This window comes from Streptomyces rishiriensis (genome assembly GCF_030815485.1).
Taxonomy (GTDB): Bacteria; Actinomycetota; Actinomycetes; order Streptomycetales; family Streptomycetaceae; genus Streptomyces; species Streptomyces rishiriensis_A.
Genome location: NZ_JAUSWV010000002.1, coordinates 2,696,780 through 2,722,659, shown reverse-complemented (window position 1 = coordinate 2,722,659; position 25,880 = coordinate 2,696,780). Strand labels below are relative to the sequence as shown.

At 72.1% G+C, this 25,880-nt stretch carries 26 protein-coding genes; 11 read left to right on the top strand and 15 right to left on the bottom strand.

The window, feature by feature from the left end; translation table 11 throughout:
* Nucleotides 1–131 precede the first annotated feature (131 nt).
* Nucleotides 132–584, bottom strand: coding sequence for a MarR family winged helix-turn-helix transcriptional regulator (locus tag QF030_RS14625; RefSeq protein ID WP_307163107.1), 453 nt, complete (start codon nucleotides 582–584; stop codon nucleotides 132–134).
* Nucleotides 585–681: 97 nt separating this feature from the next.
* Here QF030_RS14625 and QF030_RS14620 point away from each other — a divergent pair, with 97 nt between their 5' ends.
* Nucleotides 682–1,701 carry an NADP-dependent oxidoreductase gene (locus QF030_RS14620; RefSeq protein ID WP_307163106.1) on the top strand — a complete coding sequence of 340 codons (1,020 nt, stop codon included), beginning with the start codon at nucleotides 682–684 and terminating at the stop codon, nucleotides 1,699–1,701.
* A 105-nt stretch (nucleotides 1,702–1,806) separates the two neighbouring features.
* Here QF030_RS14620 and QF030_RS14615 read toward each other — a convergent pair whose 3' ends face one another.
* Nucleotides 1,807–2,982 carry a serine hydrolase domain-containing protein gene (locus tag QF030_RS14615; protein WP_307163104.1) on the bottom strand — a complete coding sequence of 392 codons (1,176 nt, stop codon included), beginning with the start codon at nucleotides 2,980–2,982 and terminating at the stop codon, nucleotides 1,807–1,809.
* 291 nt (nucleotides 2,983–3,273) lie between these two features.
* On the opposite strand from QF030_RS14615, the gene QF030_RS14610 reads away from it, so the two are divergent.
* Nucleotides 3,274–4,080: an EI24 domain-containing protein gene (locus QF030_RS14610; protein WP_307163103.1), complete on the top strand. Its 807-nt coding sequence runs from the start codon at nucleotides 3,274–3,276 to the stop codon at nucleotides 4,078–4,080.
* Nucleotides 4,077–4,691, top strand: coding sequence for a LysE family translocator (locus QF030_RS14605; protein ID WP_307163102.1), 615 nt, complete (start codon nucleotides 4,077–4,079; stop codon nucleotides 4,689–4,691). Before QF030_RS14610 ends, QF030_RS14605 begins: the two co-directional genes overlap by 4 nt.
* A 19-nt stretch (nucleotides 4,692–4,710) precedes the next feature.
* Here QF030_RS14605 and QF030_RS14600 read toward each other — a convergent pair whose 3' ends face one another.
* The gene (locus QF030_RS14600) at nucleotides 4,711–5,967 is read right to left on the bottom strand and encodes a pyroglutamyl-peptidase I family protein (RefSeq protein ID WP_307163101.1); all 1,257 of its coding nucleotides are present in this window, start codon (nucleotides 5,965–5,967) and stop codon (nucleotides 4,711–4,713) included.
* Nucleotides 5,968–6,138: 171 nt separating this feature from the next.
* Here QF030_RS14600 and QF030_RS14595 point away from each other — a divergent pair, with 171 nt between their 5' ends.
* Entirely contained in the window at nucleotides 6,139–6,405 is a 267-nt protein-coding gene (locus tag QF030_RS14595) for a hypothetical protein (RefSeq protein ID WP_307163100.1), read from the top strand.
* Between the two features lie 61 nt (nucleotides 6,406–6,466).
* Nucleotides 6,467–8,890, top strand: coding sequence for a beta-glucosidase H (locus tag QF030_RS14590; protein ID WP_307163099.1), 2,424 nt, complete (start codon nucleotides 6,467–6,469; stop codon nucleotides 8,888–8,890).
* A 99-nt stretch (nucleotides 8,891–8,989) separates the two neighbouring features.
* On the opposite strand, the gene QF030_RS14585 is transcribed toward QF030_RS14590, so the two are convergent.
* Both QF030_RS14585 and QF030_RS14580 read right to left on the bottom strand, forming a co-directional pair.
* Complete coding sequence (locus QF030_RS14585; RefSeq protein WP_307163098.1) at nucleotides 8,990–9,967, bottom strand: aldose epimerase family protein; 978 nt, start codon at nucleotides 9,965–9,967, stop codon at nucleotides 8,990–8,992.
* Nucleotides 9,968–9,982: 15 nt separating this feature from the next.
* Complete coding sequence (locus QF030_RS14580; RefSeq protein ID WP_307163097.1) at nucleotides 9,983–10,885, bottom strand: SGNH/GDSL hydrolase family protein; 903 nt, start codon at nucleotides 10,883–10,885, stop codon at nucleotides 9,983–9,985.
* Between the two features lie 262 nt (nucleotides 10,886–11,147).
* On the opposite strand from QF030_RS14580, the gene QF030_RS14575 reads away from it, so the two are divergent.
* Nucleotides 11,148–11,642, top strand: a complete 495-nt coding sequence (locus QF030_RS14575; RefSeq protein WP_054238125.1) for a DUF3145 domain-containing protein — start codon at nucleotides 11,148–11,150, stop codon at nucleotides 11,640–11,642.
* 112 nt (nucleotides 11,643–11,754) lie between these two features.
* Here the strand turns inward: QF030_RS14575 and fabF are convergent, their stop codons facing one another.
* The 5 genes from fabF to QF030_RS14550 form a co-directional block, all read right to left on the bottom strand.
* Nucleotides 11,755–13,035 (bottom strand): beta-ketoacyl-ACP synthase II, encoded by a 1,281-nt coding sequence (fabF, locus tag QF030_RS14570; RefSeq protein ID WP_307163096.1) that lies wholly within the window; start codon nucleotides 13,033–13,035, stop codon nucleotides 11,755–11,757.
* Between the two features lie 80 nt (nucleotides 13,036–13,115).
* Nucleotides 13,116–13,364 (bottom strand): acyl carrier protein, encoded by a 249-nt coding sequence (locus QF030_RS14565; protein ID WP_020126931.1) that lies wholly within the window; start codon nucleotides 13,362–13,364, stop codon nucleotides 13,116–13,118.
* A gap of 81 nt (nucleotides 13,365–13,445) precedes the next feature.
* Nucleotides 13,446–14,477: a ketoacyl-ACP synthase III gene (locus QF030_RS14560; protein ID WP_307163095.1), complete on the bottom strand. Its 1,032-nt coding sequence runs from the start codon at nucleotides 14,475–14,477 to the stop codon at nucleotides 13,446–13,448.
* A 9-nt stretch (nucleotides 14,478–14,486) separates the two neighbouring features.
* Nucleotides 14,487–15,413 carry an ACP S-malonyltransferase gene (locus tag QF030_RS14555; RefSeq protein WP_307163094.1) on the bottom strand — a complete coding sequence of 309 codons (927 nt, stop codon included), beginning with the start codon at nucleotides 15,411–15,413 and terminating at the stop codon, nucleotides 14,487–14,489.
* Between the two features lie 89 nt (nucleotides 15,414–15,502).
* Nucleotides 15,503–16,708, bottom strand: a complete 1,206-nt coding sequence (locus QF030_RS14550) for a PucR family transcriptional regulator (protein WP_307163092.1) — start codon at nucleotides 16,706–16,708, stop codon at nucleotides 15,503–15,505.
* A 115-nt stretch (nucleotides 16,709–16,823) separates the two neighbouring features.
* On the opposite strand from QF030_RS14550, the gene QF030_RS14545 reads away from it, so the two are divergent.
* Nucleotides 16,824–17,522 carry a pirin family protein gene (locus tag QF030_RS14545; RefSeq protein WP_307167573.1) on the top strand — a complete coding sequence of 233 codons (699 nt, stop codon included), beginning with the start codon at nucleotides 16,824–16,826 and terminating at the stop codon, nucleotides 17,520–17,522.
* Here the strand turns inward: QF030_RS14545 and QF030_RS14540 are convergent.
* Together QF030_RS14540 and QF030_RS14535 are read right to left on the bottom strand one after the other, a co-directional pair.
* Complete coding sequence (locus tag QF030_RS14540; protein WP_307163091.1) at nucleotides 17,488–18,309, bottom strand: serine hydrolase domain-containing protein; 822 nt, start codon at nucleotides 18,307–18,309, stop codon at nucleotides 17,488–17,490. The genes QF030_RS14545 and QF030_RS14540 overlap by 35 nt on opposite strands.
* Nucleotides 18,310–18,319: 10 nt before the next feature.
* On the bottom strand, nucleotides 18,320–18,799 hold the full coding sequence (locus tag QF030_RS14535; protein WP_307163090.1) for a GNAT family N-acetyltransferase: 480 nt from the start codon (nucleotides 18,797–18,799) through the stop codon (nucleotides 18,320–18,322).
* A 97-nt stretch (nucleotides 18,800–18,896) separates the two neighbouring features.
* On the opposite strand from QF030_RS14535, the gene QF030_RS14530 reads away from it, so the two are divergent.
* A complete protein-coding gene (locus tag QF030_RS14530; RefSeq protein WP_307163089.1) occupies nucleotides 18,897–19,391 on the top strand; it encodes a MerR family transcriptional regulator in 495 nt (164 codons plus the stop codon).
* Complete coding sequence (locus QF030_RS14525; protein ID WP_307163088.1) at nucleotides 19,388–20,404, top strand: aldo/keto reductase; 1,017 nt, start codon at nucleotides 19,388–19,390, stop codon at nucleotides 20,402–20,404. The genes QF030_RS14530 and QF030_RS14525 overlap by 4 nt, the downstream gene beginning before the upstream one ends.
* Nucleotides 20,405–20,609: 205 nt before the next feature.
* Here QF030_RS14525 and QF030_RS14520 read toward each other — a convergent pair whose 3' ends face one another.
* The 3 genes from QF030_RS14520 to QF030_RS14510 form a co-directional block, all read right to left on the bottom strand.
* Nucleotides 20,610–21,479 carry a DUF4429 domain-containing protein gene (locus tag QF030_RS14520; RefSeq protein WP_307167572.1) on the bottom strand — a complete coding sequence of 290 codons (870 nt, stop codon included), beginning with the start codon at nucleotides 21,477–21,479 and terminating at the stop codon, nucleotides 20,610–20,612.
* A 58-nt stretch (nucleotides 21,480–21,537) separates the two neighbouring features.
* Nucleotides 21,538–22,755 carry an alpha/beta hydrolase gene (locus QF030_RS14515; RefSeq protein WP_307163087.1) on the bottom strand — a complete coding sequence of 406 codons (1,218 nt, stop codon included), beginning with the start codon at nucleotides 22,753–22,755 and terminating at the stop codon, nucleotides 21,538–21,540.
* A gap of 100 nt (nucleotides 22,756–22,855) precedes the next feature.
* Complete coding sequence (locus QF030_RS14510) at nucleotides 22,856–23,491, bottom strand: TetR family transcriptional regulator (RefSeq protein ID WP_307163086.1); 636 nt, start codon at nucleotides 23,489–23,491, stop codon at nucleotides 22,856–22,858.
* 67 nt (nucleotides 23,492–23,558) lie between these two features.
* Here QF030_RS14510 and QF030_RS14505 point away from each other — a divergent pair, with 67 nt between their 5' ends.
* Both QF030_RS14505 and QF030_RS14500 read left to right on the top strand, forming a co-directional pair.
* Nucleotides 23,559–25,178 (top strand): MFS transporter, encoded by a 1,620-nt coding sequence (locus QF030_RS14505; RefSeq protein ID WP_307163085.1) that lies wholly within the window; start codon nucleotides 23,559–23,561, stop codon nucleotides 25,176–25,178.
* A gap of 245 nt (nucleotides 25,179–25,423) precedes the next feature.
* Complete coding sequence (locus QF030_RS14500; RefSeq protein ID WP_307163084.1) at nucleotides 25,424–25,729, top strand: small hydrophobic protein; 306 nt, start codon at nucleotides 25,424–25,426, stop codon at nucleotides 25,727–25,729.
* Nucleotides 25,730–25,880: the final 151 nt, after the last annotated feature.

Below are 25,880 nucleotides of genomic sequence, written 5' to 3'. Positions count from 1 at the left end.
GCGGCCCGCGCCGGACACGCGCCGCGACCGTCCTGACCCTCACGGCAGGCGGCTCGCGTCAGGCGCGCCGGGGTTGCGTTCGGGTGTGCCGGGGGTCGGGCGGAGTCGGGCCGGTCGGACGCCCCGGCGGCTCAGGCCTCGCCGTCCTCGGTGCTCAGCATGCGGCGCAGCAGCCCCCGCAGCACCACCCGCTCCTCTTCCGCCAGTCCCGCCAGCGGCTCGCGCGCGAACCGCAGCGACTCGCGCAGCCCCTTGGCGATCTGCCGGCCCTCGGCCGTGGCCGCCGCCAGCTTCACCCGGCGGTCGGCCGGATCGGGACGCCGCTCGACCAGGCCGCGGGACTCCAGCCGGTCGACGATGCCGGTCACGTTGGACGGCTCGCACTTCAGCTTCTGCGCCAGCTTCCGCATCGGCAGCGGTTCCAGCGAGAGCAGGCTCAGCAGTCGGGCCTGCGCGCCGGTGAGCGCGTGACCTGCCGCGGCTTCCTCGTAATCCTCGTAGTAGCGGGCGACGACCTCGCCGATCAGGCCGACGACCTCCATGGTCAGGGCATCGGGACGAGGGGCCGGATGTGGGGTGGGCATGGATCCAGGGTACCCGGTTACTTGACATCCTGAAATATTCAGGAGCATGGTTGTTTCAGGTAGTGAAGCATTTCGAGCGCAGGAAAGGCAGCCCCCCATGACCGAGTCGGCCCTCCCCACCACCAGCCGCGAGTGGCGTCTGCTCAGCCGTCCCGTCGGCTGGCCGAAGCCCGAGGACTTCGAGCTGGCCGAGGCGGAGATCCGGCAGCCCGGCCCGGGCGAGGTGCTGGTCCGCAACGCGTACGTCTCCGTGGACCCGTACATGCGCGGCCGGATGAGCGCGGCCAAGTCGTACGTGGCCCCCTTCGAGCTGGGCAAGGCCATGCAGGGCGGGGCGGTCGGCGAGGTCGTCGCCTCCGCCGCCGAGGGCGTCTTTGTCGGTGACCACGTCCTGCACTTCGGCGGCTGGCGCGAGTACGCCACCTTCGACGCCAAGCAGGCCGTCAAGGTCGACCCCGGGGCCGCGCCCCTCTCCACCTACCTCGGCGTCCTCGGGATGACCGGTCTCACCGCCTACGCGGGCCTGCTGCGCACCGGCTCCTTCAAGGAGGGCGACTCCGTCTTCGTGTCGGGCGCGGCCGGCGCCGTCGGCAGCCAGGTCGGCCAGATCGCCAGGCTGAAGGGCGCCTCCCGGGTCATCGGCTCGGCCGGCTCCGACGAGAAGGTCAAGCTGCTCGTCGAGGAGTACGGCTTCGACGCCGCCTTCAACTACAAGAGCGGCCCCGTGGGCGCCCAGCTCCGCGAGGCCGCTCCCGACGGCGTCGACGTCTACTTCGACAACGTCGGCGGCGACCACCTCGAGGCGGCCATCGGCTCGCTCAACGAGAAGGGCCGCATCGTGATCTGCGGCATGATCTCCGTCTACAACAACACCGAGCCGGCCCCCGGTCCGAAGAACCTGGCCCGCCTCATCGCGACCCGCGGCCGTATCGAGGGCTTCCTGGTCGGCGACCACTACGACCTTCAGCCGGAGTTCGTCCAGGAGGTCGGCGGCTGGGTCCGCTCCGGCGAGCTGAAGTACCGCGAGACGGTCGTCGAGGGCATCGAGAACAACCTGGAGGCGTTCCTCGGCGTGCTGCGCGGCGACAACACCGGAAAGATGATCGTCAAGCTCTGACCTCCGCCCCGTGACACCTCCCTGACGCCGCCCCGACACCGGTCGTCGCGTACGGCGAAGGCCGCATCCCCGGACGTGGGGTGCGGCCTTCGCCCGCGTAGCACGTCAGCCGGCGGTCAGGGCCGCTCCGTGCACCGCCGCCGCCAGCCGGTCGTTCTCCGGCGCGGACCCGCCCGGGAAGGCGAAGCGGCGCCGTGTGTAGCCGTAGGCGAGCCCGCTGCGCGGATCCGCGAAGGCCTGGCAGCCGCCCGCCCCGCTGTGCCCGAACGCACCTGCGCCGAGGAACGGGTGCCAGGTGTCGGCGGTCGCCTGGAAGCCCAGCCCGTACGACCTGTGCGAGCGCGCCACCACGTCGTAGCCCACCGAGTGCAGCTGCCCGAACTCCGCCGCGGTGTCCTCCTTCAGCAGCGGCGCCTTCCCGCCGACCTCGCTGATCGCCGCCGCGTACAGCCCCGCCAGTCCGCGCGCCGAGGCCACGCCGCCCACCGAGGCCGGACCCTTGGCGCGGATCAGGGGATCGTTCGGCAGCAGCTCCAGATCGGTCGGTTCGGCGGCGTGCCGGTTGAACGCGACGGCGGCCAGCGTGTGCGGCCCGCCCGGCAGGGAGTCCAGCAGCGCCCGCTGCTCGGCGGTCGGCGCCATCGGCCGCGCGGTGCGGAACCGCGGCTCGTGCGCCGCCGGCAGCCCGAGGAAGAAGTCCAGCCCGTACGGGACGCGCACCCGCTCCTCGTACACCTCCTGGAGCGTACGGCCGGTGGCCCGCCGCACCACCTCACCGGTGAGCGCCCCGATGACCAGGCCGTGGTAGCCGAACGTGGTGCCCGGTCGCCAGAACGGCCGCTGGTCGGCGAGGCGTTCGGCGATCTGCCGGTCGTCGGCCAGCTCCTGCGGCGAGAACCCGCTGTCCGTGCCGATCACCCCGGCCCGGTGCGCGAGCAGCTCGCGCAGGGTCAGCGCGCCCTTGCCCTCGGCCGCGAACTCCGGCCAGTAGTAGGTGACTTTACGGTCCAGTTCCAGGGTGCCCTCCTGGACGAGGAGAGCGACCACCAGGTGGGCGGCGCCCTTGGTCGACGAGTAGACGCCGTAGAGCGAGTCGGGGCCGGCGCCGTCGCCGGGCACCCACAGGTCCACCACCCGCCGACCGTGCACATGGGCGCACAACTGGCCCTCGTAGTCGGGCTGTTCCTCCGCCACGAACGCGGCGAACGCCTCCCGTACCGCTTCGAATCCGTCGGCGACCGTGCCGTGGATCTGCCTCGTCGTCCCAGTCAATCGAGTCATCCGCTCTCCTCAACCAGCCCACTGCTCGCGTGTGCCGACAAATCCCTCGAGCTCGGCTTCTCCCCGTACCACGCCGTCGCACCGAATACCTGTCCGGACCTGCCGAGACCGTTGCCTCTGCAGATCGGTACGGCGAGGCGTACCCGTTCGACTCAACGGCGTCGGGCAGGGGTTGGTGTCTCCGATGCCCCGGATGGCGTACGAGGGCCGCCACAGGCGTGCGGGGCGGGGTGCGCGGGGCGGGCACGCGGCCGACGGCTGTGAAATGTGCACGACCGATAGAGTTCGGCCATGCGCGATCTAGGGGTGGGGTTCACGTACCTCCTGAAGGGCCAGCGGTGGGTGGCCCGGCACGGCAAGCAGTACGGGTTCGGTCTCGTGCCCGGCCTGATCACACTCGTCCTCTACGCGGCGGCCCTGGTGGCGCTCGCGGTGTGGGGCGAGGACTTCGTCGGCTGGTCGACACCGTTCGCCGACAACTGGACGAGCCCCTGGCGCGGACTGTTCCGCGGCTTCCTCGTCGCCGTGCTGTTCGCCCTCGGCCTGCTGCTCGCCGTCCTCACCTTCACCGCGGTCACCCTGCTCATCGGGCAGCCCTTCTACGAGAGCCTCTCCGAGACGGTCGACCGGGACGTCTCGCCCGACGGCACGGCCCCCGAGTCCGGGCTGCCGCTCTGGCGCGAACTGTGGATCTCCGCCCGGGACAGCCTGCGCATCCTCTGCCGCGCACTGCTGTGGGCTGTGCTCCTGTTCGCCCTGGGGTTCGTCCCGCTCGTCGGGCAGACGGTGGTCCCGGTGATCGGCTTCTTCGTCACCGGCTTCTTCCTCACCCAGGAACTCGCCTCGGTCGCCCTCCAGCGCCGGGGCGTCGACCTGCGGGCCCGGCTCGCCCTGCTGCGCTCCCGCAAGACCCTGATCTGGGGCTTCGGCACCCCTCTGGGGCTGGCCTTCCTGGTGCCGGTGGTCGCGGTCTTCCTGATGCCGGGCGCGGTCGCGGGCGCCACCCTGCTGGCCCGTGAGCTGCTCGGCGAGGAGATCGCCGAGGGCGGCAAGGCCGACGGGGCCGACACCCCGCAAGACGAGAACGCCGCGTCATGACCGAGCTGCTCGCCGTCGCCGTCATCACCGTGCTGGCCGTCATCGCCCCCGGCGCCGACTTCGCGATGATCGTCCGCAACAGCTATCTGTACGGCCGCCGTACCGGACTGCTCGCGGCGGGCGGAGTCGCCGCGGGCGTCCTCGTCCACGTCACGTACACGATGCTCGGCGTGGGCCTGCTGATCGCGTCGTCCACGTTCCTCTTCACCGTCGTCAAGCTGGTCGGCGCGGCGTACCTGATCCACATCGGCGTCCGTACCTTCCGCACCCGGGGCGAGGTCGAGGTCGACCTCACCGGCAAGACGGAACTGACCCCGCTCGCGGCCCTGCGCGCGGGGTTCCTGACCAACGTGCTCAACCCGAAGACGACCCTCTTCGTCGTCTCCACGTTCTCCCAGGTCGTCAGCCCCGGCACGCCGGTCCGGCAGCAGCTCGGCTACGGCCTGTTCATGTCGCTGGCTCATCTGGCGTGGTTCGGCCTGGTCGCCGTCTTCTTCTCGCACGACCGCATGCGCACGCTGATGCTGCGCGGCCAGAAGGTCCTCAACAAGGTCATCGGCTCGGTGCTGGCGGGCCTGGGCGTCAGCCTGGCGCTGGCGCCCTCGCACTGACCCGAGCACCGGCGCCCGCCTACCTTCCGGCCGCCACCGCCACCGCCAGGATGGACCGCACCTGGGCGACGATGTCCAGCCGGTTCCGGACGAACTCCGGGTCGGTGACGTCCTGGGTGTTGCCCGCCGCGAACTGCAGGACCGGCGTGTGCACATGCCCGCCCGGCAGGCTGTCGCGCAGCCCCAGCCGGTCGCGCAGCAGGGTGGCCCGGTAGGCGATCTCGTTGGAGAGGTAGTCCCCGCCGCCCCCGGCCCGCGCGGTCGACCCTTCCGTCGGCCCGTCCGGCCGTACGACGGGCTCGCCGCCGCCCGCCGGGATCTCGGTGACGCCCGTGTTGTCGTAGACCGGGAACCGGCCCGTGTCCGCCGCCACGATCGCGGCGTACGGCAGCGTGGTGGTCGTCCACTGCGGCTGCGAGGCGGGGTCGGCCACCGGGACGGTCTCCGTCCGTCCGATGTTCTCGTTGTCGGGGAAGCCGCCGCGCCAGGCCCCGTTGGTGCGCTCCACGTCGAAGCGGCCGACGCGGCCCTGGCTGACGGTGGTGAACAGGTCGACGTCCGGCAGATACGGCCGCAGGGCGCGTTCCACCGTCAGGTCCGCGAAGTCCCGCCAGCGCACCGGGAACACGGCGGTCTCCACGCGCGCCGGGCCGTCCGCGGTCCGGATCACCGTGCCGTCGAGAGCGAGCGCGGTGGCCCCCGACGGGTTGGATATCCGGATGTCCCGGTCCAGGGTGAACGGGTCGAAGCCGGTGACCAGCACACGCTTGAGCCCCTTGGCGCGGTGCGGGTGGCGCAGGTCGCTCTGCCCGCGCGAGGTGCGCTCCAGAACCGCGAGCAGGGCGCTCCTTCGGGCGTCGGTGATCGCGAAGTCGGGCTGCCAGGTGCGTACGTGGCTGGTCATGCCGAGCCGCGCCCAGTACAGCGGGCGGTCGTCGTCCCGGCTGAGGTCCCCGCCGGCGGGCCCGCGCCCCTGGACCCGGTCCACCGCCCGCCGCCACAGGGCCGCCCCCTCGCGGGCGACGATCTGGTGGGCCCGGGCGTAGGAGTGCGAGTCCGCCAGCAGCCGGGCGAAACGCGGAGCCACCGCGTCGAACCCCGACCGGGCGAGGATCTCCTGGGGAACGGCCTGCGCGAGGCGCTGCTCCTCGGCCGTGAGGGCGGGCGCCGCCTCGGTCGCGGTGGCGGCGGTGGGGAGGGCGAGCCCGGCCGACAGGGCCAGGCCGAGAACGCCGACGCGAACGCGCAGGAAACGCGCGGAATGTGCGGAACGCATGGGATGCACGGGGGTTGAGGTCCTTCCGTCGCTGTGGGGGAGAGCGTGGGGTGGGACGGCGGCAGTATCCCGTGACGGAAGTGGTCCACGCCATGGCGCCTGACGGAGGCGCTCCACGTTGCGGCGCCTGACACGGGTGCGTCCCGCCACGCCACGGCGCCGGGAATCACCGTGGCCGCCTCCCGCGGTGCGGCCGCCTCCCGCAGTGCCGTGACGAACGCCTCCGCCGCCGGAGTGAGCGAGCGCCCCGGCTCCGTCGCCGCGTGCACCGCCCGCGCCGGGGCGTCCTCGTCGAGCGGGGTGTCCCGGCTGTTCCGCGCCGAGGCGGGGATCGAGGTGGAGGAGGTGGCGGCGGTTCCGGCGCCCGGCGCGGCGGCTCGGTCCGCCCGGTCGGGGCCGCCCCGGCCAGGCGTGCGCGGGAAGTCCCGCAACCTCTGATTCGCCGCCGGGTCGCCGGGGGCAGGATGCAGGCGTCCGTGCACCGCAACGAGGAGGCGCCGTGAGGGCGGAAGTGGAAACGGCCGTCGAGACGGCCCTCGGCAGGCTGGGCCTGGACGCCAAGACGCGGCTGCTGGCCGGCCAGGACCTGTGGTCGCTCCCCGAACTGCCGGAGATCGGACTGAGGTCCCTCGTCATGTCCGACGGCCCCGTGGGCGTCCGGGGGGTGCGCTGGACCGCCGACGACCCGTCCGTCGCGCTGCCCTCCCCGACCGCCCTCGCGGCCACCTGGGACCCCGAACTCGCCCACCGGGTCGGCGTCCTCCTGGCCCAGGAGGCCCGCCGCAAGGGCGTGCACGTCCTGCTCGCCCCCACGGTCAACCTGCACCGCTCCCCGCTCGGCGGCCGCCACTTCGAGGCCTACAGCGAGGATCCCCACCTGACCGGCGTGATCGGCGCGGGCTATGTGAACGGCGTCCAGTCCGGCGGAGTCGGCACCACCGTCAAGCACTTCGTCGCCAACGACGCCGAGACGGACCGCTTCACCGTGAACAACCTGGTCGGCGAACGCGCCCTGCGCGAGCTGTACCTGGCCCCCTTCGAGGCCATCGTCACGAACGCCCGGCCCTGGGGCGTGATGACCGCCTACAACACGGTCAACGGCACGACGATGACCGAGAACCACCACCTCGTGAACGAGGTGCTGCGCGGCGCCTGGGGCTTCGACGGCTTCAACGTCTCCGACTGGACGGCGGCCCGCGACACCGTGGGCGCGCTGAGGGGCGGCCTCGACGTCGCCATGCCCGGACCGCGGACCGTCTACGGCGAGGCCCTCGCGGAGGCGGTACGCGACGGCCGGCTCGACGAGTCCGAGGTCGACGAGGCCGTACGCCGCGTCCTGCGCCTGGCCGCCCGCGTCGGCGCCCTCGCGGACGTCGAACCCGCCGTCACCCGGCCGCCCGCCCCCGTCGACGGCGAGGCGCTGGCCCGTGAAGTGGCCCGCCGTTCCTTCGTCCTGCTGCGCAACGAGGACCGAGCGCTGCCGCTCAGGCCCGGCACCGTCGCCCTCATCGGCGCGGCCGCCCGCGACGCCCGCATCCTCGGCGGCGGCTCCGCGACCGTCTTCCCGGCCCGCACGGTCTCCCCGCTCGACGGTCTCGCCGCCGCCCTCCCCGAGGGCGCCCTCAGCTACGCCGTCGGCGCCGACCCCGACACCGAACTCGCTTTCGCGGACCAGGGCTTCACACTGCGGGCGGTCTGCCGCGACGCCGCCGGAGCCGTCATCGGCACCCGCTCCGCGCCCAGCGGTCAGATCCGGTGGACGGGCCCGGACCTTCCCGCGGGCGTCACCCCCGAGCGTCTCCACACCATCGAGCTGACCGGCGTTTTCACGCCGCGCGAGAGCGGCCCGCACACCTTCGGCATCAAGGGCACGGGCCCCTTCGTCCTCACCGTCGCCGGGACGACGTACTACGACGACGTCCAGCAGCCCGCCGACGACACCGACCCCTTCGAGGCGTCCTTCGGCTCGCCGGTGCCCCGCGCCGAGGCCCGGCTGACCGCCGGCGAACCGGTCGAGGTCTCCCTCACCCACGTCTTCGCGCTGCCCGAAAACGTCCCCTTCAAGGCCGTCTCCTTCGCCCTGGCACACCAGGAGCCGACGCGTGACCCCGACGAGCTGATCGCCGAGGCGGCCGAGGCGGCGCGGGCCGCCGACACGGCCGTCGTCGTGGTCGCCACCACCGAACGCGTCGAGTCCGAGGGCTTCGACCGCAAGGATCTCCGCCTCCCCGGCCGGCAGGACGACCTGGTCCGTGCCGTCGCCGCCGCCAACCCGAACACCGTCGTGATCGTCAACGCGGGCTCCCCGGTGGAACTGCCGTGGCGCGAGGACGTCGCGGCCGTCCTGCTCACCTGGTTCCCCGGCCAGGAGGGCGGAGCGGCCCTGGCGGACGTCCTGACGGGCGCCCACGAACCCGGAGGCCGGCTCCCCACCACCTGGGGCTCCCTCGACGAAGCCCCCGTCACCGAGGTCACCCCCACCGACGGCGCACTCGCCTACACCGAGGGCGTCTTCATCGGCTACCGGGCCTGGGAGAAGGCACACCGCACGCCGGTCCACCCCTTCGGCCACGGCCTCGGCTACACCGACTGGACGTACGAGGCGGTCGGCGTCACGGGCACCACGGTCACCGTGCGGGTCCGCAACAGCGGCGCACGGCCGGGGCGCGAGGTCGTGCAGGTCTACCTCGCCCCCACCGCGACCGGCCCGGCCCCCGAACGCCCGGCCCGCTGGCTGGCCGGCTTCGCGGGCGTCGAGGCGGGCCCGGGGGAGAGCGCCGAGGTCACCGTGGAGATCCCGGACCGTGCCTTCGAGGTGTGGGACGAGGTGGACCACCGGTGGTCCTTTGTGAAAGGTTCGTACGAAATTCAGGTGGGCCGCTCGATCGCCGACCGCAGGATCACCGCGGCGATTACGGTGTGAACCGGCGCCCGTCGCCCCACCGACAGCCCCGGTCCGGGACCTGACCCCTGGACCGGGGCAACATCTTCTCCGCCGCGCCCCGCCGGACCGCCGCGGCCCCTACCGGACCGAGAACCCGTACACCGTCTCCGACCGGTAGCCGGCCCCCGGCCGCAGCACGGTGCTCGGGAACTCCGGCCGGTTCGGCGAGTCCGGGAAGTGCTGGGTCTCCAGCGCGACGCCGTCGCCGGGCTCGAAGGGCTCGCCCAGGTGGTCGGCGGTGTACAGCTGGAGCCCCGGCTCGGTGGTAGCCACCGTCAGCACCCGCCCGGACGCCGGATCGTGCAGCTCGGCCACCTCGACCGGGGTGTCCGTGACGCCCTTGTCGAGCACGAAGTTGTGGTCGTAGCCGGCGCCGACCTTACGGGCCGAACGGAAGTCGAACCGGCCGTCCGCCACCTGCTCGAACTCACCCGTCGGGATCAGGTCCGCGTCCACCGGCGTGTAACGGGAGGCGGCGACGCGCAGTTCGTGGCCGCCCGCGCCGCCGCTCCCCGGACCGCCCAGGTTGAAGTAGCTGTGGTTGGTCAGGTTCACCACCGTCGGGGCGTCCGTGACCGCCTCGTACACGAACCGCAGCGCCCCCGACGCGTCGAGTGTGTAGGTCGCCGTGACCTCGAGGCGCCCCGGGAAGCCCTGCTCGCCGTGCGGCGCGACCCGGCTGAGCCGCAGCCCGTGCTCGACCGGTACGACGTCCCACACCCGCTTGTCGAAGCCGCGCGGACCGCCGTGCAGGGAGTTCGGCGCGTTGTTCGGCTCCAGCGTGTACGTCACACCGTCCAGCGGGAACCGGGCGTGCGCGATCCGGTTGGCGTACCGGCCGATCAGCGCGCCGAGAAAGGGCTCCGGGTGCGCGAGGTAGCCCTCCAGGTCCGCGAACCCCAGCACCACGTTCGCCGCGCGCCCGTCCCGGTCCGGGACCTCGACGGACTGCACGATCCCGCCGTACGACAGGACCCGTACCCGGGTCCCCGCCCGCTCCAGGGTCCAGCGGTGCACCTCAGTGCCGTCGGAAAGTGTTCCGAAGTGTTCGCTCATGAGCGAAACCCTAAATCACGAGGCCTTCCCGGTGACCCCCCGATAGGCCAGCTCAGCGAGCCGCGCCTGTCCGTCCTTGCTCGGGTGGAACCAGTCCCAGTGGCTCAACTGGTCGGTGCCGAACCGGAAGTCGTACACCGCCCCGCCGTCGAAGCGGCACCGTACGTCCTTCGCGCAGACCTCCGCCAGCACCGAGTTGTAGTCCTCCACCCGTTTCTGCACGCTCTCCCGCCGCGCGGTCGCCGCCGAGTCCAGCGCGTCCGCGTCACCCAGCATCGACGGACACAGGCCCAGCTTCCACACCTGCTTGCCCAGCGCGTTCGTCCGCCCCTGCGACCACAGCCGCTTCAGGTTCGGCACGCTCGTCACGTACACCTGTGTCTTCGGCAGCGACCGGCGCAGGGTGCTCAGCGCGTCCTGGAACTCCGCACGGAAGTCGGCGACCGGCGTCATCGCCGCCGCCGACTCCCGGCACGCGTCGTTCGCCCCCGCCATCACCGTCACCAACTGCGGTTTCTCGGCCGCCGCCTGTGCCATCTGGGCCGGCACGTCCGCCATCCGCGCCCCGGTCGCCGCGTAGTTCCAGCTGTGCGTGGCCGCCTTCGCCGCGCCCAGCAGCCGGACGGCGAGGCTGTTCACCTCCGCGCTGGCGCCGGTCGCCCAGGACACCTCGGGGCAGTCCGCGAGCACCGTACACGCGTCGAAGCCGCGCGTGATGGAGTCGCCCACCGCCGCCACCGAGGACGGGCTGGAGTCCCACAGCGGGGTCGGCGACGGCGACGGCTTCGCCTGCCGGGCCCCGGCGCCCGAGGACCCCCCGGCGTCGCCGCCCCCCAGCGCGTCACAGCCGGCCAGGCCCAGGACGGCCGCCGTCGTGCCCGCGAGCACGGCCCGCGCGTGCCGCTTCCGTTTCCGCATCCGCCGGTGTTCCCCTCGCTCCTCGAACAACGTCCCCCTATGACAACGCACGGGAGTTCCCGGCGAATCACACCCACAAGATGGAACGCCCCACGCCCGCACAGGCGTCCTGCCGGGTGAATGGCGGAGGTTTCACGGCACTGGGACCGACGGTACGTCACACTCCTTGCGCCGCCGCACGGTAGCCTCGCCATCAACGCGGCTGCCTGCCACCGCAGCCATGCCGGCCTGCAAGACTGTCCCGCTCTGCCCGGAGGTCCCGGTGACGACACGTGGAGTTCTGTACGTGCACTCCGCGCCGCGCGCGCTGTGCCCGCACGTCGAGTGGGCCGTCGCCGGGGTGCTCGGCACGCGCGTCAACCTCGACTGGATCCGGCAGCCCGCCGCGCCCGGCACCTGGCGCTCGGAGTTCTCCTGGAAGGGCGAGGCCGGCACGGCGTCCAAGCTGGCCTCCGCACTGCGCGGCTGGCACCTGCTGCGCTTCGAGGTCACCGCCGAGCCCTGCGCCACCGCCGAGGGCGAGCGCTACAGCTGCACGCCCGACCTGGGCATCTTCCACGCAGTCACCGGCATCCACGGCGACATCCTCATCCCCGAGGACCGGCTGCGCGCCGCCCTGCTGCGCAGCCAGCGCGGCGAGACGGACCTGGAGGCCGAACTCTCCAAGCTTCTCGGCAAGCCGTGGGACGACGAACTGGAGCCGTTCAGATACGCGGGCGAGGGCGCCCCGGTGCGCTGGCTGCACCAGGTCGTGTGAGCCGGACCGGCCCGCGAACGGCCGACAACGGACCGCGAGACGGTGATGGCCCGAACCCCCGCGGGGTTCGGGCCATCACCGTTCGATCGACTGCGGCGCCTCTCGGCGCTTCTCAGACCGTGCGGAACGCCAGCACCACGTTGTGCCCACCGAACCCGAACGAGTCGTTCAGGGCGGCGATACGGCCCTCCACGGGCAGCTTGCGCGCCTCGCCCCGCACGATGTCCGCGTTGGCCTCGGCCTCGGGGTCGAGGTTCTCGACGTTGATGGTCGGCGGAGCGACCCGGTTGTACAGCGCGAGGACCGTCGCGACGGACTCCACGCCGCCCGCGCCACCCAGCAGGTGACCGGTCATCGACTTGGTCGCGGAGATCGCCATGTGGTCGGCGTCGTCACCGAACACCTTGCGCAGCGCCTTCAGTTCGGCCACGTCACCGGCCGGCGTCGAGGTGGCGTGCGCGTTGACGTGCACGATCTCCGCCGGGTTCAGGTCGGTGCTGTCCAGCAGGTTCTGGAGGGCGTGCGCGATGCCGCGGCCCTCGGGCTCCGGCTGCACGATGTCGTGGGCGTCGGAGGAGATGCCCTGGCCGACCGCCTCGGCGTACACCCGGGCCCCGCGCTGCGCGGCGTGCTCGGCGGACTCCAGGACGATCACGCCGGCCCCCTCGCCCATGACGAAGCCGTCGCGGGCGACGTCGTAGGGACGCGAGGCACCCTGCGGGTCGTCGTTGTTCTTGGACATCGCCATCATGTTGCCGAACGCGGCGATGGGCAGCGGGTGGATCGCCGCCTCCGTACCGCCGGCGACGACGACGTCGGCGCGGCCCGTACGGATCATCTCGATGGCGTAGCCGATGGCCTCCGCGCCCGACGCGCACGCCGAGACCGGCGTGTGCACGCCCGCGCGGGCGCCCACGAGCAGACCCACGTTGGCGGAGGGGCTGTTCGGCATCAGCATGGGCACGGTGTGCGGGGAGACGCGGCGGACGCCCTTCTCCTTGAGCACGTCGTACTGGTCGAGCAGGGTGGTCACGCCGCCGATGCCGGAGGCGATGACCGCGCCGAGCCGGTCGGGGTCGACGTCGCCCTCGCTGCCGTCCTCACCGGCCTTGCCGGAGAAACCGGCGTCCTTCCAGGCTTCCCGGGCCGCGATCAGCGCGAACTGCGCCGAGCGGTCCAGCTTGCGGGCCTGCGGCCGCGGGATGACCTCGAGGGGTTCCACCGCGACCGGGGCCGCGATACGGACGGCCTGCTCGGCCGCCCACTCCTGCTCCAGGACCTTGACACCGGACTTACCGGCGACCAGACCCTCCCAGGTAGAGGCTGCGTCGCCACCCAGCGGTGTAGTTGCGCCGATACCGGTGACGACCACGGTGCGATTGGTCGGGCTCACGGATTCTTTCTCCAACGTTACGAGGATTCAGCGGCGCCACCGCCGGGTGGCGGGGCAGTTCAGCCCAGGGGGCCGATGGATCAGGCCTGGTTCTTGAGGATGTAGTTCGTCGCGTCGCCGACGGTCTTGAGGTTCTTGACGTCCTCGTCCGGGATCTTGACCTCGAAGCGCTCCTCGGCGGCGACGACGACCTCGACCATGGACAGCGAGTCGACGTCCAGGTCGTCGGTGAAGGACTTGTCCAGCTGGACGTCCTCAACCGGGATGCCGGCGATCTCGTTCACGATGTCGGCGAGACCGGCGACGATCTCTTCCTGGGTGGCGGCCATTTGGCGCTCCTTCTTTGATATTCCAGAGGGTGTGGCATGGGGTGTGGCCCGCACCGGACCGGATGATCCGGCACGGAGTGCCTAGGGGAGGGTAACGACAGTGGCGGCGTAGACGAGACCCGCCCCGAATCCGATGACGAGCGCGGTGTCGCCGCTCTTCGCCTCGCCGGTCGCCAGGAGCCGCTCCATCGCGAGCGGGATCGAGGCGGCCGAGGTGTTGCCGGTGGTGCGCACGTCACGGGCGACCGTGACCGACTCCGGCAGCTTGAGAGTCTTCACCATCGAGTCGATGATCCGCTCGTTGGCCTGGTGCGGGATGAAGACGTCGAGTTCGTCGGCGGTGATGCCGGCGGCGTCCAGCGCCTCGTTGGCGACCTTCGCCATCTCGAAGACGGCCCAGCGGAAGACCGCCTGGCCCTGCTGCGTGATCGCGGGGAACTTGATGTTGCCCTCGCTGTCGAGCGGGAGGGTGGTGACGTCGCCGATGTGATATTCGTTCCACGACACGGTCTGCTTGATCGTCTCGGACTTGTCGCCCTCCGATCCCCACACCGTCGGACCGATGTGCGGCTCGTCGGACGGGCCGACCACGACCGCGCCCGCGCCGTCGCCGAACAGGAAGGCCGTTGCGCGGTCCTCCAGGTCGGTCAGGTCGGACAGCCGCTCCACGCCGATCACGAGCACGTACTCGGCGGAACCTTCCACCACCATGCCCTTGGCGAGCGTCAGGCCGTAGCCGAAGCCCGCGCAGCCGGCCGAGATGTCGAAGGCGGCGGCCTTGTTCGTGCCGAGCTTGTCGGCGATCTCGGTGGCGACGGCCGGCGTCTGCTTGAAGTGCGAGACGGTCGACACGACCACCGCGCCGATCTGCTCGGCGGCGATCCCGGCGTCGGCGATCGCCTTGCCGGAGGCCTCGATCGACATGGCGGCGACGGTCTCCTCGTCGTTCGCCCAGTGCCGGGTCTCGATGCCGGAGCGCGAGCGGATCCACTCGTCGGACGAGTCGATCGTCTCGAGGATCACCTCGTTGGGGACCACCCGGACGGGCCGGTAGCCGCCCACGCCGAGGATGCGGGCGTACGGGGAGCCCTTGCTGGGCTTGATCTTCGCCATCAGGGCTCCTCAGGCGACGCCGTGCTCGGCGATGAGCTCGCGAGCGGCGTCGAGGTCGTCGGGTGTCTTCAGCGCCAGCGTCTTCACACCGGGCAGGGCGCGCTTGGCGAGGCCGACCAGGGTGCCGCCCGGCGACACCTCGATCAGCGCGGTCGCGCCGAGCTCCTTGAAGGTCTCCATGCACAGGTCCCAGCGGACCGGGTTGGCGACCTGGCCGATCAACCGCTCCAGGATCTCGGCACCGGTCGCGACGGATTGCCCGTCGCGGTTGGAGACGTAACGGATCTTCGGGTCGGCCGGCGTGAGCTCCACGGCGGCCTTGGCGAGCGCTTCGACGGCGGGGGCCATGTGGCGCGTGTGGAAGGCGCCGGCGACCTTCAGCGGGACGACCTTGCGGACGCCCTCGGGCTTGTCCTCGTTCAGCGCGGCGAGCTGCTCCAGCGTGCCCGCGGCGACGATCTGACCGGCGCCGTTGACGTTCGCCGGGGTCAGCCCCAGCTTCTCCAGGTGCGCGACGGAGACCTCCGGGTCGCCGCCGAGCAGCGCGGACATGCCGGTTGCGGTGATCGCGGCGGCGTCGGCCATGGCCAGACCGCGCTTGCGGACGAGGGTCAGGGCGGCGGTGTCGTCGAGGACTCCGGCGAAGGCGGCGGCGGTGATCTCGCCGACGCTGTGGCCGGCCACGGCGCCGGGCGCGATGTCCGGGAGGTCGCCGAGCGCCGCGGCGGACAGGATCCCGGCGGCGACCAGCAGCGGCTGGGCCACCGAGGTGTCACGGATCTCGTCCGCGTCGGCCTTGGTGCCGTAGTGGGCGAGGTCCAGGCCGATGGCGTCCGACCACGCGGCGACGCGGGCGGCGGCACCGGGGAGTTCGAGCCAGGGGGTCAGGAAGCCGGGCGTCTGGGCGCCCTGGCCGGGAGCGACGAGTACGAGCACTCTCACACTCTCTCTTGTGGACGGCCGAAGCCGCCCGTGGGGACAGGGACGAAGAACGGCAGGGGGTTTTGTGGACCCCCGACAAAAGCCTAGGTCTGGGGATCGCCGTCGACCAGACGCCCCAGGATCAGCGCGATCCGGAGCGTGAACGCGGAGCGTACATCCGAAGGTGACCAGCCGGTGACGTCAGTCACACGTCGAAGCCGGTAGCGCACGGTGTTCGGATGGACGAAGAGCATCCGTGCGGCCCCTTCGAGGCTGGACGCCTGTTCGAGATAGACGGCCAGTGTCTCGAGGAGCGCGGAACCGGCCTCCTCGAGCGGTCTGTAGATCTCCTCCACCAACTGCTCACGCGCACCGGGATCACCGGCGATCGCGCGCTCCGGAAGCAGATCGTCCGCCAGGACCGGCCGGGGTGCGTCCTGCCAGGCGGAACCGGCCTTGAGCCCGGCCGCGGCGGCCTGCGCGGACCGGGTCGCGGCGAGCAGGTCGGGTACGACGGGGCCGGCCACCACGGGTCCCGCGGCGAACGGCCCGATCAGCGACCTCGCGACGGCGAGCGGGTTGTCGCTGCCACCGGCGATCACTACCAGCCGGGAGCCGAGGACCCCGGTGAGGACCTGGAGCTTGGCGTGTCGCGCGGCCCGCCGGATCGCCTCGACGGTCAGCTCGGAGTCCCCGTCGGGCGCGGTCCCGAGGACCACGCACACGTGCTCGGGCGCGTTCCACCCGAGGGCGGCGGCCCGGCTCACCGCCCCCTCGTCGGCCTCACCGCTCAGCACGGCGTTCACGACGAGCGACTCCAGCCGGGCGTCCCAGGCGCCGCGTGCCTCGGCGGCCTGGGCATAGACCTGGGCGGTGGCGAAGGCGATCTCCCGGGCGTACACGAGGAGCGCCTCGCGCAGCACGTTCTCGTCGCCGGGGGCCGCGACCTCGTCGATCGCGGACTCCATGACCTCGATGGTGGTGCGCACCATCTCGACGGTCTGGCGCAGCGTGATGGCCCGGGTCAGCTCACGCGGCGCGGTGCCGAACACATCCGTGGAGATGGCCTGCGGGGTGTCCGGATGCCGGAACCACTCGGTGAAGGCGGCGATGCCCGCCTGGGCGACCAGCCCGATCCAGGAACGGTTCTCCGGGGGCATCGCCCGGTACCACGACAGTGTCTCGTCCATCCGCGCGATGGCCTGGGCGGCGAGACTTCCGGAGGACTTCTCCAGCCGCTTCAGCGTCGCGGGGTGGGGGTGGACGGCGTGCGCCGCGGGATCGGGGTGACTGGTTTCGGGTTCGGGCACGGGACAAGACTGCCTTATCGGGACGGGGGCGTGCGCCGCCGGGTCGCGGGCGGCGACGGCGCGCGGTCGTCGCACGGCCGTCGCACGGGTGCGGCGGGTCTACCGTGGACGGGTGATGGACGTACGGCGCGCCGACGAGCGCTACCGAGGCGGGGACCCGGCCGCCGGGATCGACACCCGGCACGCTTTTTCCTTCGGCCCCCACTACGACCCCGGCAACCTCCGCTTCGGCCCGCTGATCGCCTGCAACGAGGAGCGCCTCGCGCCCGGCGCCGGCTTCGACGAACATCCCCACAGCCACACCGAGATCGTCACCTGGGTGGTCGAGGGCGAGCTCACGCACCGCGACTCGGCGGGCCACGAGAGCGTGGTCCGCCCGGGGGACGTGCAGCGGCTCAGCTCCGCGGGCGGCGTACGCCACGCGGAACGCAACGACGCCGACGCGCCCCTGGCCTTCGTCCAGATGTGGCTGGCCCCCTTCGCCCCCGGCGGCGAGCCGTCCTACGAGACGGTCCGCGGCATCGCCGACTCCACCCCGTACGCCGTCCCTGAGGCGGGCGCGATGCTGCACGTGAGGCGCCTGGGCGCGGGGGAGCGGACGGCGGTGCCGGACGCGCCGCACGTCTACGTCCACGTCGTGCGCGGCGAAGCCCGCCTGGACGGCGAGGAGTTGGCGCCGGGGGACGCGGCCCGCATCACGGACGCCAAGGACGTGGAGGCGGTCGGCGTGACCGACGCGGAACTGCTGATGTGGGTCTTCGGCCCGGCGGAGCAGGAGTTCAGCCCCGGACCTCGGCCAGCACCGCGTCCGTGAAGGCGGGCCACGCCTCGATCGCCCACGGCCCGAACGCCCGGTCCGTCAGGGCGACCCCGGCGACGCCCGCGTCGGGGTCGACCCACAGGAACGTACCGGACTGGCCGAAGTGCCCGAAGGTGCGCGGCGAGGAGGAACTGCCCGTCCAGTGCGGCGACTTGGAGTCGCGGATCTCGAAACCGAGCCCCCAGTCGTTGGGGTTCTGGTGCCCGTACCCCGGCAGCACGCCCTTCGTCCCCGGGTACTGCACGGTCATCGCCGCCGCCACGGTCCGCGGATCCAGCAGCCGGGGCGCCTGCACCTCCGCCGCGAAGCGCAGCAGGTCCTCGACCGTCGAGACGCCGTCCTTCGCGGGGGAGCCCTCCAAAGAGGTGCCGGACATCCCCAGGGGCTCCAGCACCGCCTGACGCAGATACTCCGCGAACGGGATCTCCGTGGCCTTCGACAGATGGTCGCCGAGCTGCTCGAACCCGGCGTTGGAGTACAGCCGCCGCTCGCCGGGGGGCGCCGTCACCCGGTGCTCGTCGAAGGCCAGCCCGGAGGTGTGCGCGAGGAGATGGCGGACCGTGGCCCCCGGGGGCCCGGCCGGTTCGTCCAGTTCGATCGCGCCCTCCTCGTACGCGACGAGGGCGGCGTACGCGGCGAGCGGCTTGGTGACCGAGGCCAGCGGGAAACGCCGGCCGACCGGGCCATGGTTCCCCAGGACCGTACCGTCGGCCCGTACGACACCCGCCGAGGCGGAGGGAACCGGCCAGTTCTCGATCAGCGCGAGGCTCTTGAGCGACATGCCGTCGAGCCTATGCGTCCGAAAGCAGCAGCTCCATCAAGGGGTCCGGCTTGGGCTTGAAGCCCAGGGAGGCGTAGAGGGGGGCCGCGTCGGCGGACGCGGTGAGGTGGACCTGCACGGCGCCCCGGCTCCGGAACCAGTCCAGCAGGGCGTCCATGCCGGCGCGCGCGTATCCGCGGCGGCGTGCGTCCGGGTCGGTGGCGACGCTGAAGACGAAGCCGATGACTCCCCGCGGGTTGCCGGCCCGGCCTATCCGGTACTCGATCGTGCCGACGACCAGCGCGGCCAGCGTCCCCGGGCGTTCCGGGTGATCCACGACGAAGGCCGCGAAGTCCCCGTCCGGCTCGGACAGCCGCTCCCGCAGCGCGGGCAGCGACTCGGCATGCCAGTCGGTGGAGGGGCCCACCGAGGAAACCGAGTCGATCATCACTTGGCGCAGCCGCAGCACTTCGGCGGCGTCCTCGGGCAGGGCACGGCGTACGGGACTCATGCTCCGCACGCTAACCAGCGTGATCAAGCCGCGTCCCCCGGTTTTCTTACCTTTTCCGCTTGCTTGGAGCGCACTCCAAGGCCATAGCGTGGAGGTCATGACGGTGTTGCAGACCACGCCCGTGACCATCGAGCAATCCCAGAACCCTCCGGACGTCTGCTCCGGGCCGCCCCCGCGGCACCCCCGTCCGGACGGGCAGGACAGCTACACGATCAGCGAGGTCGTCGCCTTCACCGGCCTCACCGCCCACACCCTGCGCTGGTACGAGCGGATCGGGCTGATGTCCCACATCGACCGCTCGCACACCGGCCAGCGCCGCTACAGCAACCGTGACCTGGACTGGCTCGACCTCGTCGGGAAGCTGCGGCTGACCGGCATGCCGGTCGCCGACATGGTGCGCTACGCCGAGCTGGTGCGGGAGGGCGAGAGCACGTTCCGCGAGCGGTACGAGCTGCTGGAGGCGACCCGGCGGGACGTCCGGGCGCGGATCGCCGAACTCCAGGACACCCTCGCCGTGCTCGACCGGAAGATCACGTTCTACGCGGACGCCACCGGCGCCCGGTACCAGGAAGCGGAAGGAACCGCCCGATGACCGACCCCAGGATCCCGACGGCACGACTCGGCGGGCAGGGCCCCGAGATCGGCGTCCAGGGCCTCGGCTGCATGGGCATGAGCTTCGCCTACGGCCCCTCGGACGCGAAGGAGTCCCGGGCGACCCTGGAACGCGCCCTGGAGCTCGGCGTCACGATGTACGACACGGCGGACGCGTACGGCGCGGGCGAGAACGAGAGGTTCCTCTCCCCGTTCTTCAAGGCCCACCGCGACGAGGTCGTGATCGCGACCAAGTTCGCCCTGGCGGTGCCGCCGGACGAACCGACCCGGCGGATCGTCCGCAACGACGCGCCGTACATCCGCGAGTCCGTCGAGGCGAGCCTGACGCGGCTGGACGTCGACGTCATCGACCTCTACTACATGCACCGCCGCGATGTGAACGTGCCGATCGAGGACACCGTCGGCGTGATGGCCGAACTGGTGCGTGAGGGCAAGGTCAAGCAGCTGGGCCTGAGCGAGGTGACGGCCGCCGAACTGCGCGCGGCCCAGGAGGTCCACCCCATCGCCGCGGTGCAGTCGGAGTGGTCGCTGTTCAGCCGTGACATCGAGGCCCGGGTGGTCCCGGCGGCCCGCGCCCTGGGCGTGACCCTGGTCGCCTACTCCCCGCTGGGCCGGGGTTTCCTCACCGGCTCCTTCACCGACGCCGACCAGGACCTCACCGCCGACGACTTCCGCCGTCAGCAGCCCCGCTTCACCGGCGACAACGCGGCCGCCAACGGGGCGCTCCTGGACCCGGTCCGCGCGATCGCCGAGGCCCACGGGGCGACGCCCGCCCAGATCGCCCTGGCCTGGGTCCAGCAGCAGTCCCGGGTCCACGGTCTGTCGGTGGTCCCGATCCCCGGCACCCGCAAGCCCACCCGGGTCGAGGAGAACGCGGCGGCGACGACCATCGAACTGACGCCTTCGGAGCTGGCGTCGCTGGAGCCCATCGCCGGCGAGGTGGCGGGCGACCGCTACCCGGACATGACGTTCACCTCCGCCGGACGCGAGTGAGGGCCGGGCCCCCGTCCGGGCGGATCGGACCCCGGGTCGCGTCCGCGAGGCAGCGCCGTCCGCCCGGAGGACAGCGCTCGCGGCGTCCGGTGCGGGCGGGGCGCAGGGCGGAGGGCCGGCCCCGTACCGGGTGTGCGTGGGCGGTCCCGGCGACGCGGCGAGCGTGCCGGGCGTCGCCGGCCGGGCGGGGCATCGCGGACACGACCTAGAGCTCGGCGAGCAGCTCGGCCTTCTTGGCGGAGAACTCCTCGTCGGTGACCAACCCGGCCAGGTGGAGTTCCCCGAGGTGCCGGATCCGTTCGGCGATGTCGGAGGGGTCCCGGCGCGGCGATGCCGCCGCCGGGACGGCCGCCGCCTGGACCGCCGCCGCGTTCCCGCGTCCGCGGACCGCCGCGAGGACCGCCGCCGCGAACGGCAGTGACTCGTGCACCGGCCCGTACCCCAGCCCGAAGACGACGGTCGCCGGATCCTGGTCGGCCTGGGCCGGAGCGGCGTCGCCGCGCAGCAGCCGCAGATGCCCCTCGAAGACCTCGGGCGACCGCCACTCGACCCCGCTCAGCGCGGACACGGCGAAACTCTGGTCGCCGGCCTTCCACTTCGCCGACGACGCACCCGTCCAGAACCACCGGAACCGCACGGTGCGCCCGTCGAACGAGGCCTTGCCGTCGTACGCCTTGAAGGACAGCGGCGCCTCGGGCGCGTCCACCAGGAAGCGTTCCGCCGGCCCGGAGTCGGTCAGCCGCTCCCGCAGCTCGTCGGCGTAGTACTGGGCGAGCGTCTCCCGTTCGGCGGGCAGCACCAGCCGGTACGGGTCGCACCCTTCCTTGAGCTGTCCCGCGGCCGCCTCCATCAGAGGATCGGCCCCCGGCCTCGGCTCCGCCCGGAGCACGACCGTCCCGCGCTTGCCGGCGGTCAGGGTGACCCGACCGATGGCCGCCAGCGGAATCCGGCGCTCGCCCAGTGCCGACAGCAGCTTGGGCGTGCGCAGCCCCCGTTCGTAGCGGATGAGGACGGAGTCGGACTCGAACTCCCAGGCGGCATGAAATCCGGCCAGTACGTCACCCATGCGGCTCATCGTATGCGCGACACCCATTCTTCGTCCCCTCCCCGCGCGCACCGCAATTCCTGCGTCTCTACGCGCGTCCGGCCTTCGTCGTATCGGACAAACCCGCCGTGCAGGCGGCATCATCGTGGGCGCACTCCACCGAGTGGTACGCGCCAGTGCCGATCTCGGCGAGGTTGCGCAGGCTGTCTGTACCCGGTTCGAAGTAGCCGCCGTGACCCTTGGCCTGGCGCGCCGACAGCACCCGCGCGCCGAACTCCTGCGCCATCGGGTCCTCGCCGTGCCCGAGACCGCCGAGCTCCAGGTGCGGCACGTCCTGCACCCAGTCGTCGGCGTCGCGCATCGCCCACACCCGGGCGTCGGTGTCCAGCTGGGCCGCGTTCTCCACCCGCATCCCGGGGCTGCCGGCCACCGCGATGTCGGCCACCCGGTCCGGCATCGCGTGCGCGGCGACCCCGCACACCACCGAGCCGTAGCTGTGGCAGAACATCGAGACCGGCGCGCTGCCCGGCAGGGCGGTCAGCAGGGCGTTCAGCCGGACGGCGCCGCTCTCGGCGCGCATGGCGGTGGCCGAGTCGATGCCGAGTCCGTCGGGTGAGGTGTAGTCGGCCCAGGCGATCACGGCCGTGGGCGTCGAGGGGCTCGCCTCCCGCTCGGCCGAGTAGAGGGCCTGGGCCATGCCGACCGGCGCCGAGTACTTGCGGTTCGTGCGCTGGAAGGTGAGCAGATCGGTGTCGACGCCGGGGACGACGACGGAGATCCGCTCGGCCTCGTCCAGGCTGCCGAACACCTCGGCGACCCGGCCGGAGCCCTCCGGGTCGAAGGCGAGGATCTGCCGGCCGGCGGTGCTCATCGACTCGTAGCGCTGCATGCGCCGGCCGGCCAGCTGCTGTCCCGAGGGCGTCAGCCGGCTGTCCCGCATGCGGGTGCGCTCGAGCCGGATCTGCTGGAGCAGCGCCACCCGGTTGGCGCGGTAGCGCAGCTCGGCGGGGGCGCCGTTCATGTTGCCCACCGCGAGCGGGTAGTCCCGCGCGAGCGCCGTGCGCTGCGGGGCGCTCAGCGAGGCGAAGAAGCGGGCGAGCCGGGCGGGGGCGGAGCCGGGGTCCGGCAGCCGGTGCCCGGCCAGCCGGCCGTGCTCCCATTCCGAGCGCGAGGTCTGCAGGGCGGTGGTCTCCCGCTGATGACGCAGCGCCGTCCAGCCGGTGGTCGCCAGCATCACGAACACCACGGCCAGGGCGGCCAGTGCGCGCCAGACGTTGAGCTGCGGGGAGGTGTCGAAGGAAGTCACTGAAAGGACACACTAGGAGAACGAGAGGGTCTCGGGTGACCCAAGTGACGGGGATCACGTTTCAACGGGCGTGTCGAGGGTCAGAAGGCCCTTTACGTCTCTATGTCCGTCGGGTCTCGCGCCAGTCCCCCAGCAGGGCGGGCCCCACCCCGTCGAGATACAGGGACGTCAGCGCGCGGATCCGGTCCAGGCTGAAGTCGGCGTCCGTGGACCACTGCCGTTCCGTCACCCGCATCACGCCGCTGAACACGGCCACCGCCAGCCGCGGCCGCGGATCGGCGTCCACGTCGAGCCCCTCACGCTCGGCGACCACCCGCGCGAGATCCTCCTCCACCTCCGCCGAGCGTCGCAGGTGCGCGGCGAGCAGCACCGGCGTCGACTCGATCACCCGGTACAGGCGCAGATACAGCTCCACGGGTACGACGGACTCGACGACCTCGTTGATCGAGTGCCAGCCGTCCAGCACCGCCTGGCGCAGCGCCTCCATCGGCGGCTCGTGCGGCGGGCGCGAGCGCACCCCCTCGACGAACCGCTCCACCGTCATCTCCACCAGCGCGAGCGCGGCCTCGTCCTTGCCGGCGAAGTAGCGGAAGAAGGTGCGCTGCGAGACGTCGACGGCGGCGGCGATCTCGTCGACGGTGGTCCGCTCGTATCCCTGCGTGGTGAACAGCTCCACCGCGGCGCGCAGCAGCGCGTCCCGGGTGCGCTGCTTCTTGCGCTCACGCAGAGTTCCCATGAGGTGTCAGTTACCGACTTGTGAACCCGTTTGTCAATTGTCAGCGGCTGTCACTAACCTCGAACGCATGACCAGTCAGACCACCATCGACGCGACGGGGCCGGACGGCAAGGCACCGGCAGACCCGTCGGACGGGCCGTCCGCCAAGGGGCTGCGCGGACACCCGTGGTTCACCCTCATCACCGTCGCCGTCGGCGTCATGATGGTGGCCCTCGACGGCACCATCGTGGCCATCGCCAACCCGGCCATCGCCAGCGACCTGGGTGCCACCTTCGCCGAGGTCCAGTGGATCACCAACGCCTACTTCCTCGCCCTCGCGGTCTCCCTGATCACCGCGGGCAAACTGGGTGACCGCTTCGGCCACCGTCAGACGTTCCTGATAGGCGTCGTCGGCTTCGCGGCCGCCTCCGGCGCGATAGGCCTGTCCAGCAGCATCGGTGCCGTGGTCGCCTTCCGGGCGCTCCAGGGACTGTTCGGCGCCCTGCTGATGCCGGCCGCGCTCGGGCTGCTGCGCGCGACCTTCCCGGCCGAGAAACTCAACATGGCCATCGGCCTGTGGGGCATGGTCATCGGCGCGTCCACCGCCGGCGGCCCGATCCTCGGCGGCGTCCTCGTCGAGCACGTCAACTGGCAGTCGGTGTTCTTCATCAACGTGCCGGTCGGCGCCCTCGCCCTGGTCCTGGGCGTGGTGATCCTCCTCGACCACCGGGCCGAGAACGCCCCGCGCTCCTTCGACCTCCTCGGCATCGCCTTCCTCTCGGGCGCGATGTTCTGCCTGGTCTGGGCCCTGATCAAGGCGCCGACCTGGGGCTGGGCCGACGGCATGACCTGGATCTTCCTCGTCGGCTCCGCGGTGCTCTTCGCGGCCTTCGCCTTCTGGGAGACGAAGGTCAAGGAACCGCTCATCCCCCTGGGGCTGTTCCGCTCGGTCCCGCTGTCGGCCGGTGTGGTCCTCATGGTCCTGATGGCGATCGCCTTCATGGGCGGCCTGTTCTTCGTGACGTTCTACCTCCAGAACGTGCACGGCATGAGCCCGATCGACGCGGGCCTGCACCTTCTCCCGCTGACCGGCATGATGATCGTCGGCTCCCCGCTCGCGGGCGCGGCGATCACCAAGCTGGGCCCGCGCATCCCGCTGGCGGGCGGCATGGCCGCCACCGCCATCGCCATGTACGGCATGTCCACGCTGGAGACGGACACGAGCAGCGGTCTCATGTCGATCTGGTTCGCCCTGCTGGGCTTCGGACTCGCCCCGGTCATGGTCGGCGCGACCGAGGTCATCGTCGGCAACGCCCCCATGGAGCTGTCCGGCGTCGCGGGCGGTCTCCAGCAGGCGGCCATGCAGATCGGCGGCAGCCTCGGTACGGCCGTGCTGGGTGCCGTGATGGCGTCCAAGGTCGACGGTGACCTGCCGGCCAACTGGAAGGGCGCGGGCCTGCCCGAGCTCACCCCCGCCCAACTGGACCAGGCCTCCGAGGCGGTTCAGGTCGGCGTGGCGCCGGTGGCCAAGGGCACCCCCGAAGCGATCGCCGCGAAGATCACGGACGTCGCCCACGACACCTTCATCTCCGGCATGAGCCTCGCCTCGCTGGTCGCCGCCGGGGTGGCGGTCGTCGCCGTGTTCGTCGCGCTGCTCACCAAGCGGGGCGAGAACGCGGAAGCGGGCGCGGGCGTCGGTCATATCTGACGGATTCTCAGCTGACGGAAATTCAGCGAGTTTCCCCTATCCGGGTGACAACGCTAAAGGTTCCTCGCCTCCGGCACGCGTCGCAGGTCACAGTTAGTCAAGCCCTCCGGATGGGAGGGCGGCCAGGGCCGCGGCGCGCTGCCGGAGGGGGACAGCGCGCCGACCGCCCGGCAACTGCGGGGAATGTTCCGCGTGTCGCGGGTACCCGAACAACAACACATCCCCGGAATCCAGGGAGTTGTTCGATGGCCGGCTTCGGAAACGGCACGCGCAGGTACCCCCGCTCACGTGGCCGCATGGGGTCACGGACCGGGCCGGATCGCGCGACGCTCGGCATCGTCGGCCTCGTCTGCGCGGTCGCCGGATTCTTCGCGCTGGGGATCATCCTCGGCCCGGCGGCGATCGTCTGCGGCTGGTTGGCCATGGGCCGCAGCTGGGCGGGCTCCCGTCCGGTACCGGCCCTGGTCGCCGTCGCCCTCGGCGCGATCGACACCCTGCTGGCGATCATCTGGCTGGCGGGCGCCACCGGCACGGGCAACGGACTGCTGTGACGTGCTCCGCGGGCTGAAGCCCGAGGACCGCAACCAGGGCAACCGGCGGAGCCGGGCGGGAAGGCATCGCCCGACTCCCGCCGGACCGGGCCCCGTGAGGCTCCGTGTCCCGGACCGGACGCCGGACGCTCCGCGTCGGCCGTGGTGACAC